Origin of the sequence: Salegentibacter salinarum (genome assembly GCF_900168115.1) — a bacterium.
GTDB lineage: Bacteria > Bacteroidota > Bacteroidia > Flavobacteriales > Flavobacteriaceae > Salegentibacter > Salegentibacter salinarum.
This window is the reverse complement of the sequence record NZ_FUZC01000004.1, coordinates 85,418-102,904: the sequence shown is the minus strand read 5'-3', so window position 1 is coordinate 102,904 and position 17,487 is coordinate 85,418. Positions and strand designations below refer to the sequence as shown.

General features: G+C 36.1%; 19 protein-coding genes and 1 tRNA gene. 12 read left to right on the top strand and 8 right to left on the bottom strand.

Translation table 11 applies throughout. The features are described from left to right. Positions 1–37: 37 nt before the first annotated feature. From B5X53_RS06415 to B5X53_RS06400, 4 genes are read left to right on the top strand one after another with little or no spacing between them, the layout of a single operon-like run. Entirely contained in the window at positions 38–1,963 is a 1,926-nt protein-coding gene (locus tag B5X53_RS06415; protein WP_079712409.1) for a BatA domain-containing protein, read from the top strand. Between the two features lie 55 nt (positions 1,964–2,018). Next, complete coding sequence (locus B5X53_RS06410) at positions 2,019–3,269, top strand: dihydroorotase (protein WP_079712408.1); 1,251 nt, start codon at positions 2,019–2,021, stop codon at positions 3,267–3,269. A gap of 43 nt (positions 3,270–3,312) precedes the next feature. Then, the gene (locus B5X53_RS06405; RefSeq protein ID WP_079712407.1) at positions 3,313–3,639 is read left to right on the top strand and encodes a DUF4870 domain-containing protein; all 327 of its coding nucleotides are present in this window, start codon (positions 3,313–3,315) and stop codon (positions 3,637–3,639) included. Continuing rightward, positions 3,640–4,299: an alpha/beta hydrolase gene (locus B5X53_RS06400; RefSeq protein WP_079712406.1), complete on the top strand. Its 660-nt coding sequence runs from the start codon at positions 3,640–3,642 to the stop codon at positions 4,297–4,299. Here B5X53_RS06400 and B5X53_RS06395 read toward each other — a convergent pair. After that, entirely contained in the window at positions 4,296–4,796 is a 501-nt protein-coding gene (locus B5X53_RS06395) for a hypothetical protein (RefSeq protein WP_079712405.1), read from the bottom strand. The two genes, B5X53_RS06400 and B5X53_RS06395, sit on opposite strands and share 4 nt — an antisense overlap. A gap of 1 nt (position 4,797) precedes the next feature. Continuing rightward, a complete protein-coding gene (locus B5X53_RS06390) occupies positions 4,798–5,559 on the bottom strand; it encodes an MBL fold metallo-hydrolase (protein WP_079712404.1) in 762 nt (253 codons plus the stop codon). Between the two features lie 106 nt (positions 5,560–5,665). Between B5X53_RS06390 and B5X53_RS06385 the strand changes: the two genes are divergently transcribed. Further along, a complete protein-coding gene (locus tag B5X53_RS06385; RefSeq protein WP_079712403.1) occupies positions 5,666–7,126 on the top strand; it encodes a nicotinate-nucleotide adenylyltransferase in 1,461 nt (486 codons plus the stop codon). Between the two features lie 125 nt (positions 7,127–7,251). On the opposite strand, the gene murA is transcribed toward B5X53_RS06385, so the two are convergent. The 3 genes from murA to B5X53_RS06370 form a co-directional block, all read right to left on the bottom strand. Continuing rightward, positions 7,252–8,568, bottom strand: a complete 1,317-nt coding sequence (gene murA, locus B5X53_RS06380) for a UDP-N-acetylglucosamine 1-carboxyvinyltransferase (protein WP_079712402.1) — start codon at positions 8,566–8,568, stop codon at positions 7,252–7,254. A gap of 16 nt (positions 8,569–8,584) precedes the next feature. Further along, positions 8,585–9,232 (bottom strand): DUF4290 domain-containing protein, encoded by a 648-nt coding sequence (locus tag B5X53_RS06375; RefSeq protein ID WP_079712401.1) that lies wholly within the window; start codon positions 9,230–9,232, stop codon positions 8,585–8,587. A 281-nt stretch (positions 9,233–9,513) separates the two neighbouring features. Next, a complete protein-coding gene (locus B5X53_RS06370) occupies positions 9,514–9,807 on the bottom strand; it encodes a DUF493 family protein (RefSeq protein WP_079712400.1) in 294 nt (97 codons plus the stop codon). A gap of 84 nt (positions 9,808–9,891) precedes the next feature. Between B5X53_RS06370 and B5X53_RS06365 the strand changes: the two genes are divergently transcribed. From B5X53_RS06365 to B5X53_RS06345, 5 genes are all read left to right on the top strand, one after another. Then, positions 9,892–10,425, top strand: a complete 534-nt coding sequence (locus B5X53_RS06365) for an AAA family ATPase (protein WP_079712399.1) — start codon at positions 9,892–9,894, stop codon at positions 10,423–10,425. Positions 10,426–10,435: 10 nt separating this feature from the next. Further along, positions 10,436–12,337, top strand: coding sequence for a RecQ family ATP-dependent DNA helicase (locus B5X53_RS06360; RefSeq protein WP_079712398.1), 1,902 nt, complete (start codon positions 10,436–10,438; stop codon positions 12,335–12,337). After that, entirely contained in the window at positions 12,337–13,284 is a 948-nt protein-coding gene (gene fmt, locus B5X53_RS06355; protein ID WP_079712397.1) for a methionyl-tRNA formyltransferase, read from the top strand. The genes B5X53_RS06360 and fmt overlap by 1 nt, the downstream gene beginning before the upstream one ends. Before the next feature lie 185 nt (positions 13,285–13,469). Continuing rightward, positions 13,470–13,742, top strand: coding sequence for an HU family DNA-binding protein (locus B5X53_RS06350; protein ID WP_006990442.1), 273 nt, complete (start codon positions 13,470–13,472; stop codon positions 13,740–13,742). A 121-nt stretch (positions 13,743–13,863) separates the two neighbouring features. Beyond that, complete coding sequence (locus tag B5X53_RS06345; RefSeq protein WP_079712396.1) at positions 13,864–14,424, top strand: YqgE/AlgH family protein; 561 nt, start codon at positions 13,864–13,866, stop codon at positions 14,422–14,424. Here the strand turns inward: B5X53_RS06345 and B5X53_RS06340 are convergent. Then, positions 14,421–15,266: an aminotransferase class IV gene (locus tag B5X53_RS06340; RefSeq protein WP_079712395.1), complete on the bottom strand. Its 846-nt coding sequence runs from the start codon at positions 15,264–15,266 to the stop codon at positions 14,421–14,423. The two genes, B5X53_RS06345 and B5X53_RS06340, sit on opposite strands and share 4 nt — an antisense overlap. A 51-nt stretch (positions 15,267–15,317) precedes the next feature. After that, positions 15,318–15,707, bottom strand: coding sequence for an START-like domain-containing protein (locus B5X53_RS06335; RefSeq protein ID WP_079712394.1), 390 nt, complete (start codon positions 15,705–15,707; stop codon positions 15,318–15,320). 182 nt (positions 15,708–15,889) lie between these two features. Between B5X53_RS06335 and B5X53_RS06330 the strand changes: the two genes are divergently transcribed. Both B5X53_RS06330 and B5X53_RS06325 read left to right on the top strand, forming a co-directional pair. Continuing rightward, positions 15,890–15,966 (top strand) — tRNA-Met (locus tag B5X53_RS06330). 357 nt (positions 15,967–16,323) lie between these two features. Continuing rightward, the gene (locus B5X53_RS06325; protein WP_079712393.1) at positions 16,324–16,725 is read left to right on the top strand and encodes a hypothetical protein; all 402 of its coding nucleotides are present in this window, start codon (positions 16,324–16,326) and stop codon (positions 16,723–16,725) included. 297 nt (positions 16,726–17,022) lie between these two features. Here B5X53_RS06325 and B5X53_RS06320 read toward each other — a convergent pair whose 3' ends face one another. Next, positions 17,023–17,478, bottom strand: coding sequence for a DoxX family protein (locus B5X53_RS06320; protein ID WP_079712392.1), 456 nt, complete (start codon positions 17,476–17,478; stop codon positions 17,023–17,025). Positions 17,479–17,487: the final 9 nt, after the last annotated feature.

Sequence of the window (17,487 nt, the reverse complement as noted above, 5' to 3'; positions counted from 1 at the left end):
TTCCATTTCATATATTTGAAAAACTTTTTAAAGCTTTATGGAATTTAAACAGCCGGAACTACTTTATGCCCTGTTTTTACTACTCATACCGCTGGCTGTTCATTTATTTCAACTACGCCGCTTTCAGAAAGAAGATTTTACCAACGTAAAATTCCTAAAAAAAGTAATTCGGCAAACTCGCAAAAGTTCCCGCTTAAAAAAATGGTTGGTGCTGGCCACCAGGATGTTAATGTTAACCGCTTTAATTTTCGCGTTTGCCCAACCCTATTTCCCTGCCGAGAATCCTGAAGCCTCTCAAAGCGATAAGCTTATTTTTTTAGATAATTCTTACAGTATGCAAGCCTCCGGCCAACATGGCGAACTGCTGGCGGCCGCTATTCAGGATTTGATTAAAAACCTTCCTGAAAACGAGGAAATAAGCCTTTTTACTCATAATAATGAATTTAGAAATCTTACTGCAGAAGAATTAACCACCGAACTTCAAAATCTTGATTTCGCAGAAAATTCATCAGAATTTACTACGCTGAATTTAAGAGCAGAACAACTGTTGAAACATTCTACCGGAGACAAAGACGTTATTTTTATTTCCGATTTTCAGCAAAATTTGAATCCTGAAGATTTTTCAGATGCTTCCAATATAAATTATCATTTAATTACGGCAATTCCCGAAAATACTCAGAATATCAGTATTGATTCTGCATTCATAAGCAATCGCCAAGCTTCTGAAATTAGTTTAAAGGTCTTACTGAGCAGTTCGGCAGAAATTTTAGAACCTGTAAGTATTTCAGTTTATAATGGAGAAGAACTTTTAGCAAAAACCGCTGTAAATTTTGAGGAAAATCAAAGTACTCAAACCAGTTTTAAAATCAATGCAGAAGAAATTCCTAACGGAATCGTAAGAATCGCAGACGCTTCTTTAGCCTACGATAATTCACTGTTTTTTAGCTTGAATAAGCTTAAACCCGCTGAAGTAGTTGTTATATCGGGAAATATAGATTCCAGTTTTCTAAGCCGCATCCTTACCCCTCCCGAATTTAATACTGAAACTTTTCAAGTAGATCAACTTGATTTTAATAAATTAAATACCGCCGATATAGTAGTTCTCAATGAGCTGGAATCCATTTCAGGAGCTTTGGAATCTAACCTTCAAAGTCTTCAAAACAATGCCGTACCTCTGGTAATTATTCCTTCAGAAAATATAGATCAAAATTCTTATAATAATCTTCTTAATCGCCTCAATGCACCTATTTTTTCTGAGCTACAAACCCGGGAAACTTTAATAACCGAACTCGCTTTTGATCATCCTTTGCTTACGGGAGTTTTTGAAGAAAGAATTGAGAATTTTGATTATCCTAAAGTGCAAAGCTATTATGATGTACCAGGCGAAAATAAAATACTTTCATTTCAAAATAATTCAGGCTTTTTACTGGAAAGTAATGGAATATTTCTTTTTTCCGCAGCCTTAAACTCTGAAAATTCTAATTTTAGAAATTCGCCATTAATCGTTCCGGTATTTTATAATATGGGCCTGACAGCTTTAAAAACTCCGGATCTATATTACGAAACCGGGAAAGAAAATGAGATTAATATTCCGTTTCAAACGCAACAGGACGAAGTGGTTCACATTGTATCAGAAACCGAAGATTTTATTCCGCAACAACGCGCTTTAGGCGATAATCTGGAAATCTTAACTTCCGGATTGGAAATAGCGTCAGGAAATTATTTGCTGGAATATAAAGGCGAAAACCAGGGCTACATAAGTTTTAACGCACCCAGGACCGAAAGCGAATTGGAATATAATATTCCGCAGGAAGCAGAAAACGTAAAAATTTATTCCAGTATAGGATCTTATTTTAATGAAATAAAAGCAGCGGGACAAAGCAACAAGCTTTGGAAATGCTTTGTTATTTTTGCACTGATATTTTTAACTGCAGAAATGCTCCTTTTAAAATATCTGAAATGATCGTATTACAACTGAATAGCAATTAGCAACAGATTGGGATTAAAACTATAACTAAATGAAACTACTTTTAAAATCGGCTACAATTTTAGATAAAACTTCGGCTAATAACAATCAAAAGCTGGATATTTTAATCGAAAACGGGATTATAAAAAAAATAGGAAAAGATATTTCTACCAAAGCTGATAAAGTGATTTTTCAAGAAAATCTTCACGTTTCCCGTGGTTGGTTTGATAGTAGTGTGAGTTTTGGAGAACCCGGTTTTGAAGAACGAGAAACCATTGCTAACGGACTGGACACTGCGGCAAAAAGCGGATTTACCAACATTGCTTTAAACCCCAATACCTTCCCGATTATTGATAATAACGGGGCTATTACTTCGGTTAAATCGAAAGCGGCGCATCACCCGGTTAAAATGTACCCTACAGGCGCTTTAACCATTAAAAGTGAAGGCGTGGACCTTGCCGAACTTTATGATATGAAACAAGGCGGTGCTATTGCTTTTGGAGATTACAAACGTGCAGTAAAAAACCCGAATTTATTAAAAATAGCGCTTCAATATGCCCAGAATTTTAATGGATTAGTGCAATCTTTTCCTCAGGAAGATCGTATAGCAGGCAAGGGGATGGTTAACGAAGAACAAAACAGTACTTCGCTTGGATTAAAAGGAATTCCTAACCTGGCCGAAGAATTACAAATTACACGAGACCTTTACCTTCTGGAATATGCCGGCGGGAAATTACATATTCCAACAATTTCGACTAAAAAATCGGTTTCCTTGATAAAAGAAGCTAAAAAGAAAGGCCTGGATGTTAGTTGTAGTGTAGCGATCCATAATTTAATCTTTACCGATGCATTGCTGCAGGATTTTGATACCAATACTAAGGTTCTGCCTCCGCTAAGAACCAAAGAAGATATAAAAGCGCTAATTAAAGGTTTAAAAGACGGAACCATAGATATGATTACCAGCGATCATACTCCAATAGATACCGAGCATAAAAAAGTTGAATTTGATAATGCTTTGTATGGAAGCATTGGCCTGGAATCTGCTTTTGGAGCTTTGAGCACAATTTTTTCTACCGAAGAGGTTGCAGAAATGCTTTCTAAGGGAAAACAAAGATTTGGACTGGAAGACATAGAAATTAAAGAAGGAAACCCTGCAGATCTCAGTCTTTTTATTCCGAATAAAAACTATGAATTTACCGAAGCCCATATTTTTTCAACTTCAAAAAACAGTATTTTTAAAGGTCATCAATTAAAAGGAAAAGCTTTTGGAATAATTACCAAAGCAGGGGATTTTGGCTTATAATTCCGCTCATAATTTAATACCTTTGTATTTTAAATAACCAGCTATGAAAACTGTTGCCGAAGAAGGAAAAACTCCAGCTATTGTTGCCTATCTCACTATTATTGGTACTATAATCGCTTATTTTATGAACAACGAGCATAAGAATCCTTTTGCTTCATTTCATATTAGGCAGGCCTTTGGCATTCACGTTACTTTTTACGTTTTAGGAGTTTTAGTAGGATTATTTGACAGCTGGTTAATTTCATCTGCCTTTTATATTTTTATTGCGGTTTTGGGTATTTACGGCCTGGTAACCGCAATTCAGGGCGAACAAAAAGAAGTGCCAATTTTAGGCGCGTATTTTCAAAAATGGTTTAGCACAATAAATTAAATGAATACCAAAGAACTTTCTCTCCATCACCTTATAAGAAAACCGAAAACCCAAACTGAAAAGGCACCGTTACTCATTATGCTTCACGGCTACGGAAGTGATGAAAACGATCTTTTCTCCTTTGCTGAAGAATTACCCGATGAATTATTCGTGATTTCGGTAAAAGCACCTTACGCGATGCAACCTTACGGTAACGCCTGGTACGCGATTCACTGGGATAACCAGAATGGAAAATTTAGTGACGATGAGCAGGCTAAAGAATCCCGGGAGAAAATTGCAGGTTTTATGGACGAAGCAATTGAAGCCTATAATTTAAATGCTGAAAACGTAACTCTTTTAGGCTTTAGCCAGGGAAGTATTTTAAGTTATGCGGTAGCCCTCTCCTATCCTGAAAAGGTTAAAAATATTGTCGCTCTTAGTGGTTATATAAATAAAGAAATTATAAAACCGGGATTTGAGAAAAATGATTTTTCTAAACTATCATTTTATTGTTCGCACGGTTCTCAAGACCAGGTGATTCCGGTAGAATGGGCTAGAAAAACCAAACCTGTTCTGGATGATCTTAATATTGAAAACAGTTATTCAGAATTTCCTGTGGGTCATGGGGTAGCACCACAAAATTTCTTTGAATTAAGGGAATGGCTTAAAAAGCGAATTTAATTTGCTGCCGGGTAAATAAAAGACTTTTCGGCAATTAGCTCGGGCTTCCCGTTTTCATCAATAAAATAGGTGAAAAATACTTCGCCCCAGTAGGTGCCATCGGTAAAATCGGCAATAACCCATTTATGGTTTAAAACCTTGATTTTGTTGATATGCATATTACCTTCCATCCCGTCAAAAGGCACGTAGGAATTATCAATATCTACCTTATTTTGGTTCATTAACTCATTTTCTATAGCTTCACGAACATCTTCAGCTTCAATTCCTTTATCTTCAAAATAAGTCATTGCATCTTCGTTATTGATCAAAGAGAAATAACTTTCATTTTCGTCTAAAGCAGCTGCAGATTCGGTTTCTACCTCAAGCCGTTCAACTTCCGCTTTTAATTTTTGAATTTCGGCATCCCGCGCATCGAGAATCTTTTTGTCATTCACATAAATAAAAATGGTAAACAAAAGAGAAAAGATAAAGAGGTACAGCAATAGGTTTTTACGCATCTTAAATGGTGATTTTTAGGTTATCGTAGGCTACGAATACATTATCGGGAAGTTGCTTCTGCACTTCATCATGAAAGCCCAGTAAATGACTAATATGGGTTAAATAAGCTCTTTCAGGCTTAACCCTTGCTATAAATTCTAAAGCTTCCTCGAGGTTTAAATGAGAATGATGCGGTTCTATTCTTAAAGCGGTTACTACCAGCACCTTTACGCCATCCAGTTTTTGAACCTCTTCTTCTTCAATAGATTTAAGATCCGTAAGATATGCGAAATCTTTAAGCCTGAAGCCAAACACCTGTAAGCGGTTATGCATATAATTTATGGGAGTAATTTTTAAATCTTTAAAGTAAAAATTTTCGTTTACAATTTCATTCTCCTGCACTCCTGGTGCACCGGGATATTTATTTGTTGAAGTAAATATATATTCAAATCGCTTTCTAAGGGACTCCAGCACTCTTTTATGAGCAAAAACCGGTATATCTCCCTGGCGGAAGAAAAAGGGCCTAATATCGTCTAAACCTGCAGTATGATCGTTATGTTCGTGGGTATATAAAATGGCATCAAGGCTTTCTACAGGGTTTGCCAGCATTTGCATCCTAAAATCGGGGCCGCAATCTATCAGGATATTATATGCTTCCCATTTTACCAAAACAGATACCCGCAAGCGTTTATCTCTGGGATTATCACTAAGGCAAACCGGGTGTTTACTACCTATAATTGGGATTCCCTGCGAGGTGCCTGTACCTAAAAATATTACTTCCAAGAATTATATGTTTTAGGCAAAAGTAAAGATATTTTTTTTCAATACCTTACTGTTTTTAGTACCTTTGGATTAAGCAAAAAAAGAATCCACACATAAAAGAAAAATTATGCCAATTACAATAATGGGCGATAAGGAATTTGAAAATGTTCCTTCAATTAAAAGCAAAGCACTTCGCATTAATTTAAATGAAAATATCTACGGAACTTTTTCTGAAATTGGTGCCGGCCAGGAAACGGTAAGAAATTTTTTTAGAGCCGGTGGCGCCTCCGGCACTATCGCAAAAGCCATGAGTGCCTATGATAAAGATTTTAGTGATGCAATTTACGGAGTGGAAAATGACAGGAGATATGTTACTGAGGCACGCTTAAAAAAGATGCTTTCCCACGAAATTGGCCTGATTGAGCAGCGAATTTCCCGTGAAAAACACCCTAATAAACTTTTCTTTAGTTACGCTAACACCGTTGCTACCATAGATTTTGCTAAGAAATATAAAGGCCACGGTTGGGTAGGAATTAGATATCAGGTGAGTCCTGAAGAAGATTATAACGAGATTAGCCTGCACGTTAGATTTCACGAAAACGATGCGCGCCATCAACAAAATACCCTTGGAATACTTGGTGTAAACCTTATTTACGGAGCTTATTATAAATATGACAATCCGAAAAAACTTTTACGTTACCTCTACGATCATATAGATAAAGATCAAATAGAAATTGATACCATAAATTTCAGCGGACCGCGATTTGAAGGTGTAGACAACCGTTTAATGAGTTTACAACTGGTTAAAAATGGAATGACAGATGCCGTAATGTTTGCTCCAGATGGTAATAACGTACTGCCTGCTAAAATACTTTATAAAAAGAATATTCTTGCCCTACGCGGAAGTTTTAGACCGGTGACTAAGGTGAATATGGACATGTATGAGCGTTCGCTTGAATTATTCCTGAAAGAAAGTAAAGTAGAAAAAGAAAATACCGAAGTTATTTTTGAAATAACGCTTTCTAACCTTAGGGCGGAAGGTGAAATTGATGAACGCGATTTTATGGACCGGGCAAAACTTTTATGTTCCCTGGGACAAACCGTAATGATCTCTAATTTCCAGGAATATTACCGAGTAGTAGAATATTTCTCCAGATATTCTAAGCAAAGAATGGGCTTAACTATGGGTGTAAATAACCTGGTTGATGTATTTGATGAGAAATATTACAGGCACCTAAGTGGTGGTATTCTGGAAGCTTTTGGTAAATTATTCTTTAAAGATCTTAAGGTTTACCTCTACCCACTTAAAGATTCAGAAACCGGTGAAATTACTACCAGCGATAACTTAAAAGTTCATCCAAGAATGAAAGAATTGTATAAATTCTTTAAGTATAACGGAAGAGTTGAAGATATTGAAAATTACAATCCTGAAATTCTGGACGTTTATTCAAGAGAAGTTTTACAAATGATAAGCGAAGGAAAAGAAGGCTGGGAAGATATGCTTCCTGAAAAAACTACAAAAATGATTAAAGAGCATAATCTTTTCCATTATAAAGAGAACAAGAAAAAAGCAAAAACCGAAGTTTAGTTTCTGAAGCTTTTCCTATAAAAAATCCGGATGATTCATATTCATCCGGATTTTTTTATGTTCATTCGTCAACCTGCCCCGAAGGTTCGGGATTATTCCAGGATATAGGTGGTTATATTTGAATTTTAAGCAATCCGCTCTATTTTAGCACCTAATGCTTTAAGGCGTTCATCTATATTTTCGTAACCTCGGTCTATTTGTTCAATATTATGAATGGTAGAAGTTCCTTTGGCTGAAAGTGCCGCGATTAACAAGGAAATTCCGGCTCTTATATCGGGAGAAGTCATCGTTGTAGCTTTTAACTGCGACTGGAAATCGTGTCCAATTACTGTAGCCCGGTGCGGATCACAAAGAATAATCTTAGCGCCCATATCAATTAATTTATCTACAAAGAACAATCGGCTTTCAAACATTTTTTGGTGAATAAGTACACTTCCTCGAGCTTGTGTAGCTACTACCAAAACAATACTCAATAAATCGGGTGTAAAACCTGGCCATGGAGCATCGCTAATATTCATAATAGAACCATCTATAAAACTTTGAACCTCGTAGCCATTTGTATGCGCAGGAATAAAAATATCGTCTCCCTTGCGTTCAATAGTAATTCCTAATTTTCTAAAAGTTGTTGGAATAATCCCCAACATAACCCAGTTTACATTTTTTATGGTAAGTTCGCTTTTAGTCATAGCGGCCATACCAATCCAGGAACCTATTTCAACCATATCTGGTAAAATTCTATGCTCACAACCTGTTAGAGAATCTTCTACTCCTTCAATAATTAAAAGATTAGAACCAACACCGCTAATTTTGGCTCCCATTGAATTCAGCATATTGCAAAGTTGTTGCAAATAAGGTTCGCAGGCAGCGTTATAAATAGTCGTAGTTCCTTTCGCAAGAACAGCTGCCATTACAATATTCGCTGTACCGGTAACTGAAGCTTCTTCAAGAAGCATATAACTACCTTTCAATCCGTTTGGAGCTTCTACGCCGTAAAAACGTTCTTCTTTGTTGTATCTAAACTTTGCACCCAGTTTAATAAACCCTTCAAAATGGGTATCAAGTCTTCTTCTACCAATTTTATCGCCACCCGGTTTCGGAACAAATCCTTTACCGAATCTTGCCAGTAATGGACCCACAATCATAATAGATCCTCGTAACCCACTACCGTCTTTTTTAAATTGGTCACTGCTTAAATAATCTAAATCAAGATCATCGCTTTTAAAGGAATAACTTCCTTTCCCAAGCTTTTTGATCTTCACTCCAAGATTTTCAAGAAGCTGAATTAATTTATTTACATCCAGGATATCCGGAATATTGTTAATCACAACTTCCTCTGAAGTTAATAATACGGCACAAAGAATTTGCAGGGCTTCGTTTTTGGCTCCCTGTGGCTGAATTTCGCCACTAAGTTGCTGCCCGCCTTCAATTTGGAAAGTTCCCATGAAAGTAATATATTATTTAGTAGCGCTTACGGCCACCTCCACCTTTGCGGTTGGATTTTTTAGGATTATTGTTTTTACCGGTGTGCTTCTTCTTATTTCTAATAAGGCTTGAAGCATCACTAAGATCTTCATCGGCATTTTTTAAATTAATTTTTCCGCCGCTAAGTTCCCGAAGATGTTCAAAAATAATTTCATCTTCAACAGTATCACGATTCCAATTTAGGTAAGATTTTTTCATATGATTGGCTATCGTTAAAACCAAACCTTCCTTTAAAGGACCTTCTTCCCAGTCTTTAACCTCATTGATCATTCGGTTAATATTATTTCCGTAGAAACGATATTTTGGAAAATTTTGAGGATAATCTAACATTTCAGGACGCTCTTCCAGCATTTCCCGCGTTGGTTTAGGAAAAGGTGATTCTACATCAAGCTTAAAATCACTTATTATAAATAATTGATCCCATAACTTATGCTGAAAATCGGGTACATCCCGAAGATGCGGTTGCATATTACCCATAACGGCAATAATAGATTTCGCAACCTGGTTTCGTTCTTTATCATCTTCTATCTCAACGGCTTCTTCCACCATTTTCTGAAGATGTCTCCCATATTCGGGAATAATTAAGTGTTTCCTTTCGGAATTATATTCTAATGCGTGTGTCAAAATTGAAATTTATAGGTGATACTTTACTCGATAATCGAGTCTTAAATATACTGAGATTTGTCTCAAAATTAAAAATTCTTCCATTTAATGCCCCGTAGGCTCAGCCCGAGGTAGTTCCTTGTAGAAGTTAATCGCTGCAAAATACTAAATATTATCGGGATAAGGTAAAATTTTGAGAAATTAAAAATCTAGTATTTAATCGCAAGCACTTTAGTTATTCTTCTTAAAGAATATTTGTACTTTTAAGAAAAGACTAAGGTGAATTAAAACCTCTGGAGAGTTTAAAGAGAAATTACACCCTCCACTTTTTCAGCCACTTCTTTATATTTTTCTATTACAGCATCAGGATTTTTCATTCGTACGTTAACCGATGTACTTATATAAGTTCCTTTTTTAGATTTCCTGGTAGTTATAACCGCTCCCATATTATCAAAAATCTCATCGATAATTTTTACCTGATTCGATTTCGCAGGAACTATAAATTTATATAAATATTCAGATGGCCAAAGGGATGTATCCTCTAATTGCGCTCTTAATTTGTTATAAAACTCTTCCTGATCTTTCGCTCCACTCATAATTTTCTAACTTAATTTTAGGGTGCAAAGATACATGGATTGCATACATTTTTATAATCAATTTCAAATGTCGAAATTTGCAGCGTGAAAAAACAGAAAATAGTAATTACCGGTGGTCCCGGTACCGGAAAATCTTCTATAATCCGCCAATTGGAAAAACATGGGCACGAATGTCTTCATGAAATTTCCAGGCAGGTAACTTTAGAAGCCCAAAAACAGGGAATAGACCAGTTATTTCTTGAAAAACCTGTACTTTTTAGTGAAAAACTGCTGGAGGGCCGAAAAATTCAGCATCGTGAAGCCGATATACTGCCGGCTTCAACTATATTTTTAGACCGAGGCCTCCCAGATGTACTCGCTTATATGGATTATTTTAAAACTGAATATTCTACTTATTTTACCGAAGCCTGTAAAGAATATTCTTACGATAAAATATTCTTTTTACCACCCTGGGAGGAAATTTACCAAAGCGATAACGAGCGCTACGAATCTTTTAAAGAAGCCAGCCAAATCTCTAAATATCTTTTTGAAACCTACAAAACTTACGGTTACACCCCAATTGAAGTTCCAAAAACATCGGTAGTTGATAGAACCGCATTTATTTTAAATCAAATTTGATCCACGCTATTTGCAGGACGCGCATTACATATTAAAAAAATACTGGGGGCATTCGTCCTTCAGGCCACTACAGGAGCCCGTAATAAAAAAACTCCTGGAGCAAAATAATGTACTGGCGCTAATGCCTACCGGTGGTGGAAAGTCACTATGTTTTCAAGTTCCCGCGCTAATTCAGGAGGGAATTTGTATCGTAATTTCTCCATTGGTTGCATTAATGGAAGATCAGGTAAATGCGCTTCAGCAAAAAGGCATTAAAGCAATGGCTTTAACCGGCGGGATGGCTTATCGTGACCTGGATGCCGCTTTGGATAATTGTATCTACGGAAATTATAAATTCCTGTATTTATCTCCTGAAAGGCTGCAACAAGATTTGATTCAGGAACGCATCAAATTGATGAATGTAAACCTAATCGCGGTAGATGAAGCGCATTGTATTTCGCAATGGGGCCACGATTTTAGACCGGCGTACCGAAACATCTCACTCTTAAAAGATCTGAAACCGGGAACAGCCTTCATTGCGCTTACTGCAACGGCAACCCCGGCGGTGGTAAAAGACATTGTAAAAGAATTGGAACTAGAAGATATTGAAGTTCTAAAAGATTCTTTTTATCGACCGAATATCGCCTACAATGTTTTAATTGCTGAAGATAAATATTACAGGGTATATCAAATGCTGAATAATAAGAATGAAGCGGCGATAATCTACGTTCGAAGTCGAAAAGCAAGCCTTGAAATTGCTGATTTATTGAATGAAAAAGGCTACAAAGCCGATGCTTTTCACGGAGGATTGCAGCCTAAGGAAAAAACGAGAAAGCTTAGCAGTTGGTTAGAGAATAAGCATCACATTATGGTGGCCACAACCGCTTTTGGGATGGGAATAGACAAACCGGATGTTAGACAGGTAATTCATTTAAACCTTCCGGAATCATTGGAGAGTTATTTCCAGGAAGCCGGCCGTGCAGGGAGAGATGGAAAAAAAGCGTTCGCAACTATGCTTACTAATAAAAGCGATATTCCGGTTTTAAAAAATCAGTTTCTCGCTAATTTACCCCAACTGGAAGATGTAAAACTGGTTTATAAAAAGTTGAACACCTATTTCAGGATCGCATATGGTGAAGGCGAGGAAACCGAACACAATTTTAGTTTTTCTAAATTTTGTGCCCAGTATGAACTTCCGTTTTCTAAAACTTACCAGGTGCTTCAGCTTCTAGATAGGTGCAGCGTACTAAAACTTTCAAAGGAATTTCATAAAAGAACCAGTATTCATTTTACCATTTCCGGAATACAACTTCAGTATTATTTAGAGCAAAATCAGAAATACGAAAGCTTTGTAAAAGCGCTTTTAAGAACATACGGGGGAATCCTGGAAAATAAAACCGCGATAGACCTTGCTTCGGTTTGTAAAAAATCTAATATAGATCAGGGCAAAGCGCTTAAATTTCTTGAAGAGCTGGAAAAAGACCAGGTGCTGGAATACGTTTTTGCCGAACACGATGCAACTGTTTTATTTTTGGTCCCACGGGAAGACGATTTGGTTATTTTTCCGCTGGCACCTTATATAAGGCAGCATAATGAATCCAAAAAGAAAAAAATTGATTCGGTTTTAGCTTACCTGGAAAATGATAAAGTCTGCCGTAGCAAACAATTACTCGCATATTTTGGAGAAGAAAAAGCCGAAAATTGCGGAATTTGTTCGGTTTGTCAAAAACAAGCCGTGCCGTTAACCAAGGGGTTAAAAAATACGATCTACAAAGAAATAATGAAAACTTTAAAAACCTCTGATGCTTCTTCGCGGCAACTCACCGAAGCCATTAATTATCCTGAGGAACAGGTTTTAGAAGTTTTACATTTATTAATAGACAAAGAATTAATTGCCCGAAAATCCGGGAATATTTACAAAATAAATAAATGATGAGATCATTAAGAATAGTATTTATGGGCACGCCAGATTTCGCCGTAGCCAGCCTGGAAAGTATCCTAAACGCCAATTATAATGTAGTTGGCGTAATTACCGCACCCGATAAACCGGCGGGACGTGGGAGAAAATTACAGGAGAGTCCGGTAAAGAAATTTGGGGTGAGCAAAGGTTTAAAAGTTTTGCAACCTACAAATTTAAAAGATAAAACTTTTATTGAAGAATTAACTGCACTCGATCCCAACGTACAGGTAGTGGTAGCTTTTAGAATGTTACCAAAAGTTGTTTGGGATTTGCCTAAATTCGGCACGTTCAACCTTCACGCTTCCCTGCTTCCGCAATATCGTGGCGCTGCACCAATAAACTGGGCTATTATTAATAATGAAACAAAAACCGGCGTCTCAACCTTTTTCTTAGATGAAAAAATTGATACCGGTGCAATGATCCTTCAGAAGGAAATTAATATTGCTCCTGAAGAAAGCGTGGGCGAATTGCATGATAAACTAATGGAACTTGGCTCCGGTTTGGTGGTAGAGACGCTTGAGCTTATAGAAAAAGGCAACCTGACTCCTACTCCTCAACCTTTTGATCCATTATTAAAAGATGCACCAAAATTAAATCGGGAGAATACAAAGATAAACTGGGACGTTTCTTTAGATCAAATTTATAACCTGATTCGTGGGTTAAACCCTTACCCTGCCGCCTGGAGTATTTTGTTTAACGATGGAAAAGAGGAAAAAGTAAAGATCTATCACTGCAAAAAAGAAATAGTCAGTCATTCTTTAGAAAATGGAAGTATAACTATTGAGGATAAAGAGCTAAAGGTAGCAGCACCGGGCGGTTATCTAATTATTAAAGAATTACAACTTCCCGGAAAGCGAAAAATGGATGTGAAATCACTTTTAAACGGATATAATTTTACGAAAGGGGCTAAATTCCGCTAAGGCCTTATGGTTGCTGAAAGGGATAAAAATCAACTAAATTTAGACTTGTTTATTAACAAAAAGGCCGACTTATTAACAAAATCCCGCATTTCCCTTGATATTACTTGCACGGCCGAGAATTCCATATAAATTTGTAAAGCAATTTAACAGAATGTTTAACCAACAATTTATTTAAAATTCAAATTATGAACAAAACAGATTTAATCGATGCAATGGCTGAAAACGCTGGAATCTCAAAAGCAGCAGCAAAAAAAGCCTTAGAATCTTTCTTAGAAAACGTAGAAAAATCTCTTAAAAAAGGAGATCGTGTTTCATTAGTAGGATTTGGATCTTGGTCAGTTTCTAAAAGAGCTGCCCGTGAAGGAAGAAACCCACAAACTGGAAAAACCATTAAAATTGCTGCTAAAAATGTAGTTAAATTTAAGGCCGGTGCAGATTTACAAAAAGCTGTAAACTAATAATTTATATTAGTAAAAGATTGAAAGCCTCCCATCTGGGGGGCTTTTTTAATGAAAATAATTTAAGTTTTAATTTGATTTTTTTTTAAATTAATGGTAGCTTAGATAAAAACATGCTAAAATGATTGCTTTAAAACCAACCAAAGGCCATCTATTGGTAGCAGAACCATCTATTATTGGAGATGTGGCATTTAACCGCTCTGTGGTTTTGCTTGCCGACCATTCTGAAGCAGGTTCTGTGGGTTTTATACTCAATAAAGCATTAGACTTTACTCTAAAAGACCTTGTCCCCGACCTTTCTTCAAATTTTAAAATCTACAATGGCGGCCCCGTAGAACAAGACAATCTTTACTTTATTCACAAAATCCCAGATCTTATTCCGCAAAGTGTCGAAATTGCCAATGGTATATACTGGGGTGGTAATTTTGATGTGGTTACAGAACTAATTAATCAGAATTTAATTAGCGAAAAAGAGATTCGGTTCTTTTTAGGATATTCGGGCTGGGATGCCAATCAACTAGATGAAGAATTAAATTCACACGCCTGGATTGTGACTAACAACGAGAATCCAAAAGACATCATAGAACGTCCCTACCACTCTTTTTGGAAGGATAAAATGATGCAACTTGGCGGGGAATATATTTTATGGTCTAACGCACCAGAAAACCCCAGCTATAACTAATCCAGTCTCGCTTTTACGTTTAATTTTGAGAGCAAATCTTTTGCTACTTTATTTACAAACTTCTTTTTACGGTATTTTGTTACCGGCTGAATTCCCGTAATCACGTTAGTAATAAACAATTCATCAGCTTTTTGAAGTTCAAAAGGAGAAATTGAAGTTTCTTCTAAAGTTAGTTCAGGCAAAGTTTTAATAATTTCTAATAATTTCTTCCTGGTAATACCATTTAGAGCTCCATCGGTAAGCGGGGGCGTTTTTATTTTATCTCCTTTTACAAGAAATAAATTCCCATTCAGGGCTTCAACTACATTCTTTTTTTCATTTATAAGAAAGCAGTTTTCATACCCGTTTTCCGAAGCAAAAATACTTCCCAGCACATTTATTGCACGATTGTTAGATTTAATCGTAGAAAATAAACCGCTGGTTACATAATGATCTTTAAACAGCTCTACTTCGTAATCGTCTTCATTCAGCAGATAAAAAGCTTCAGAAAGTTCTTCAGTAGTAATTATGAATCCTATTTCACGGGTAGCAGGTCTATAATAACCTCCTTCTTTTCGGTAAGCCGAAAATTTTACGCGGGCCGCGGTAGTATCTAAGCCATTCTCTTTAACCAGGTCCAGGATCTCGTCTTCCAAAAATTCGGGAGAAAAATTAGCCGGAATTTCCATACGCATAATACGCATAGAAGCCATAAGCCTAAAGTAATGGTCTTCCCAAAACATTATTTTTCCGCTAATTACGCGAATGGTTTCAAATACCGCATCTCCATAGGCAAATCCGCGATTGGTCACCGAAAGTGATGCCTGGTTGTCTTCTACTAAATTTCCGTTTAGATTTATCATAAAAAAGCCCCGTTTTAGAACGGGGCAAAGGTAATATTTATCTTAGGATTATTAAACCGATCCCAGCACCTGTTTAAGGTTTGAGATCATATTTTCCCAAAGCATTTTGCCTTCTTCAATTTCATCTTCATCTTCGGCAAAATCGGTAATCATTATAGAAACATCTTTGGTAATTTCGTCTACCTGAATTCTTATTTCAAAAAAATATGGAGTGTCTTCGTCATCAAGCCATTTAAATTTTACGCGTTCGTCACTCTTTTTGCTTACCAATTTGGCTTTCTCTTCACTTCCTTCCCAAATAAAAGTAAACAATTCGCCCCGTGAATTTACATTATCTGCATACCATTCACTTAATCCTGAGGGGGTTGATATATATTGGTATAACAATGAAGGAGAAGCCTGAATGGGAAATTCCATTTCGTACTTTATCTTATCTTCCATTTTTAGATTTAATTAGTTTCGGGCAATATAGATATTAATTAGAAACATAAAAAGAAAACAAATTAAATATTTTAGAAAATAATGTTTGCGCCAATACAAAATGTTTATATATTTGCACCCGCATTCACAACCAGCAAGAATGCTTGTAAAGTCAGGCCAACAGGCAGTTTACACAAAATTATGGCGAGGTAGCTCAGTTGGTTAGAGCGTCGGATTCATAACCCGGAGGTCCCGAGTTCAAATCTCGGTCTCGCTACCAGGAAAATAAGGGGTTTCTAAAAATCGAAATCCCTTTTTCTTTTCCCAGGTACAACATAGGTCCAACTTTTAGCATATTTTACTTATACATTTAATTAATTCTTCTTTAGTTTTATTGGAATATAAAACCTATGATTTTACCTAAATCTTCATAAAAAATTAAGTATTTACTGAAATAGGTGTTCTTAAGTTTTTTTGTTTCCACTAATCAAAATGGAGACTTATACCCTACTTATATTACCTCCATCATCCAACCTAATTAGGATTTTTTCCTTTATTTTGGAAATACTCCTGTATTTGGAGTAATTTTGTAATAAACAGTCTTATTGCAAAAAAGAGTAATTCTATTCTAGCAATCATGTATACTTCACCATTAAAGGAATTTTCTAGAAATGATTATTTCGACCAATCTGTTATTAATGATGATATGGCTGATTTTAGTTTTGATTTTTTCTTCTCAGGGAAGCGAATAGGATCTAGGAAAGAACTTATTGATTTATTTGTAGTAACCTGGATAATGGATGATATTGAAAACATTTTTATTCGTTACTGTATTTATTCGGGTGATAAAGCAAATTGGAAAGAAAAAATTACCGACCAGTTAAAAATACTCATGCAGGATATAAATGTGAGTAAGGAAATTATTAGTGGACGATTGCGGTATTTTGAAGTAAAATCAGAAAAGTATTTACCAACGGAAGCTTTTGAAAAAAAATTCCTGGACCTCAAATCTAGAATGAAACGATTTCAAGAATATTAAACTACTTCCGAAGCTATTAATGGTACCTCATATGGAAATGCAAATTTAGAATGATCGGTGCCATTTAACCAGGACTGATGATCCTGTTGTTTTAGCACTCGGTATTCTTTTTTTATTGTTATGAATTTCAGACATTAATTCATTTGCTTCCGTGGTTACTATATAAACTGGGCGAGCTGGAATGCGTGAGTGTCCCCAGGACAATGATGTTAAGCAGGCGAGCACGGAATTTATTTCCGACAGGTTTAGAGCATTGTTTCTATATTTTGTAGCAACTGGCATTTTCCGAAATTACTTTTATTTTATTCTGATTGTAGAAAAGTATATCCACAATATAAATAAAATTTGCAAAGGAATTCGGAACCACAGATACATTAATCCGTTCCCGTCATAAGTAGCTTTTTGATAATCCAATCCTTCAATAGACGCTTTTATGTTTGCCGGTAAAACCGCAAGAAAAAACAGAATCAAGAGCCAAGCGGTTAATATTCTGAACTGCGGAATATGTAAACCGATTGCTCCAAAAATTTCAATTAAGGCAGTAAAGTAAACCAGGCTTTTTTTGAACGGTATAAAATCTGGAATCATCAATACCATTCCCTCCGGGAATATGAAATGGCCCATTGCCGTAAAAAGTAGCATCACCGAAATTCCGATTCTTGCAGATAGAGGAAAATTGTAAATTCCGGTAATGACCCTAACTGCAAAGATTGCTACTAAAAAAAAGAAAATTAGAACGATTAGTGGTTTCATCTTTTTTTT

Bases quoted from the DNA above. Each gene is read 5' to 3' on its own strand.
- B5X53_RS06415 (WP_079712409.1), top strand. From the start codon at position 38: ATGGAATTTAAACAGCCGGAACTACTTTATGCCCTGTTTTTACTACTC.
- B5X53_RS06410 (WP_079712408.1), top strand. From the start codon at position 2,019: ATGAAACTACTTTTAAAATCGGCTACAATTTTAGATAAAACTTCGGCT.
- B5X53_RS06405 (WP_079712407.1), top strand. From the start codon at position 3,313: ATGAAAACTGTTGCCGAAGAAGGAAAAACTCCAGCTATTGTTGCCTAT.
- B5X53_RS06400 (WP_079712406.1), top strand. From the start codon at position 3,640: ATGAATACCAAAGAACTTTCTCTCCATCACCTTATAAGAAAACCGAAA.
- B5X53_RS06395 (WP_079712405.1), bottom strand. From the start codon at position 4,796: ATGCGTAAAAACCTATTGCTGTACCTCTTTATCTTTTCTCTTTTGTTT.
- B5X53_RS06385 (WP_079712403.1), top strand. From the start codon at position 5,666: ATGCCAATTACAATAATGGGCGATAAGGAATTTGAAAATGTTCCTTCA.
- murA (WP_079712402.1), bottom strand. From the start codon at position 8,568: ATGGGAACTTTCCAAATTGAAGGCGGGCAGCAACTTAGTGGCGAAATT.
- B5X53_RS06370 (WP_079712400.1), bottom strand. From the start codon at position 9,807: ATGAGTGGAGCGAAAGATCAGGAAGAGTTTTATAACAAATTAAGAGCG.
- fmt (WP_079712397.1), top strand. From the start codon at position 12,337: ATGAGATCATTAAGAATAGTATTTATGGGCACGCCAGATTTCGCCGTA.
- B5X53_RS06350 (WP_006990442.1), top strand. From the start codon at position 13,470: ATGAACAAAACAGATTTAATCGATGCAATGGCTGAAAACGCTGGAATC.
- B5X53_RS06345 (WP_079712396.1), top strand. From the start codon at position 13,864: ATGATTGCTTTAAAACCAACCAAAGGCCATCTATTGGTAGCAGAACCA.
- B5X53_RS06340 (WP_079712395.1), bottom strand. From the start codon at position 15,266: ATGATAAATCTAAACGGAAATTTAGTAGAAGACAACCAGGCATCACTT.
- B5X53_RS06335 (WP_079712394.1), bottom strand. From the start codon at position 15,707: ATGGAAGATAAGATAAAGTACGAAATGGAATTTCCCATTCAGGCTTCT.
- B5X53_RS06325 (WP_079712393.1), top strand. From the start codon at position 16,324: ATGTATACTTCACCATTAAAGGAATTTTCTAGAAATGATTATTTCGAC.
- B5X53_RS06320 (WP_079712392.1), bottom strand. From the start codon at position 17,478: ATGAAACCACTAATCGTTCTAATTTTCTTTTTTTTAGTAGCAATCTTT.